Consider the following 656-nt stretch of genomic DNA (forward strand, 5'->3'; position numbering starts at 1 on the left):
CCGGCGTCCAGTCCGGCTGCCGGGCGGCGGAACCGGGGACCTCGGGCGTCGCCAGGAGCTGTTCGAGCCGGTCGGCGAACCGGGCCGCCGCGTCCGCCTCGGGGACCTGCGCCAGCAGGTGCACCGCCGCCTGCCACAGCGAGGCGAAACCGCCCTCGGGCACGTCGGGGCCGAACTCGCCGACCGCGTACCGGAACAGCCGGTCGGGCGCGCAGTCGAGGCCGGCCCGGGTCGCCTTCTCGATGAGGCAGTGCAGCCGGGCCGCGTCCGTGCGGGCGGCCGCCTCCGGGGACGGGATGCGCTCCGCGAGCTCCGGCCAGTAGCGGGCCATCACGTCCAGCGGCAGCATCCGCCCGGTGAGGACCCCGCGGCCGCCGGTCGTCGCGGTGACCATGCCGACGACGCGGTGCGAACCGGCGAGGGTGACCGCGGCGCCGCTGAACCCGTGCGCCAGGGGCTGGCCGTGGCCGTCGAACGCCACCAGCTCCACCCACTCGTCGCCGACCCGCAGGTCCGCCTTGGCGCGGTACTCGGCGATCGTGCCCTCGTCGAAGCCGGCCGGGAAGCCGTACGCGAGCAGGCGCGGGGAGGGCTCGCCGAACGCGGCGCCCGGCGCGGCGAACTGGGCCGGGGCCACGTCCACGTCCCGGTCGAGC

Annotated in this window: 1 pseudogene; it reads right to left on the reverse strand. The window is 77.6% G+C overall.

Annotated elements, in window-relative coordinates:
* A pseudogene (locus G3I40_RS08610) lies at positions 1-643 on the reverse strand (serine protease); the annotation flags it as partial.
* Positions 644-656 lie beyond the last annotated feature (13 nt).

The organism is Streptomyces sp. SID14478, assembly GCF_010548525.1.
Taxonomy (GTDB): domain Bacteria; phylum Actinomycetota; class Actinomycetes; order Streptomycetales; family Streptomycetaceae; genus Streptomyces.